This is a genomic window from Burkholderia sp. AU33545, assembly GCF_020419685.1.
GTDB classification, from domain to species: domain Bacteria; phylum Pseudomonadota; class Gammaproteobacteria; order Burkholderiales; family Burkholderiaceae; genus Burkholderia; species Burkholderia diffusa.
In genome coordinates this window covers 1-608 of record NZ_JAIZRQ010000023.1, presented here as the reverse complement: position 1 = coordinate 608, position 608 = coordinate 1, and the positions used below count along the sequence as shown (strand labels likewise).

1 rRNA gene is annotated in these 608 nt (G+C 48.4%); it reads right to left on the bottom strand.

Going from position 1 to position 608, the window contains the following annotated elements:
- Positions 1 to 498 precede the first annotated feature (498 nt).
- Positions 499 to 608: ribosomal RNA gene (locus LGM71_RS33125) — 16S ribosomal RNA — on the bottom strand; the annotation flags it as partial.

The following is a 608-nucleotide window of genomic DNA, read 5'->3' as shown; positions in this document are numbered from 1 at the left end:
CAGGCTACCGCGTCCTTCATCGCCTGTGATCGCCAAGGCATCCACCACATGCACTTGTTCGCTTGACCCTATAACGAGTCTGTCTCGTTACAGGTTGAGTTCTCGCGTTGTGCCGTATTCCAATTGATGTCGGCTAGAGTTAGCGCTTTAGCGCTTACTCTGGCCCCACTCCCGAAGGGAGTAGTTTACGAATCATCTTGAGATACATCGATACAATCACAACCCGGATAGTTTTCACGTCCATCTCAAGACGCTTCCGCTATCCAAATTACTTACTTCTTCCAGATTGTTAAAGAACGACAGCCGATACTTTCGTACCGCTCTGACTGGCTCAATCGCCAATGAGAAAAACTCGAACCAAACTTCATTCGAATGTTTGTCATTGAGGATTATCGAAAGCGGCCGGTATTATAACCGATTAATACCGCTAACAGACAGTCTTTCTGTCTTTATCAACAGCCGATAAGCGTGAGCGCTCAATTTTGCGAGAAGCTCTGGAAAGGAGGTGATCCAGCCGCACCTTCCGATACGGCTACCTTGTTACGACTTCACCCCAGTCATGAATCCTACCGTGGTGACCGTCCTCCTTGCGGTTAGACTAGCCACTT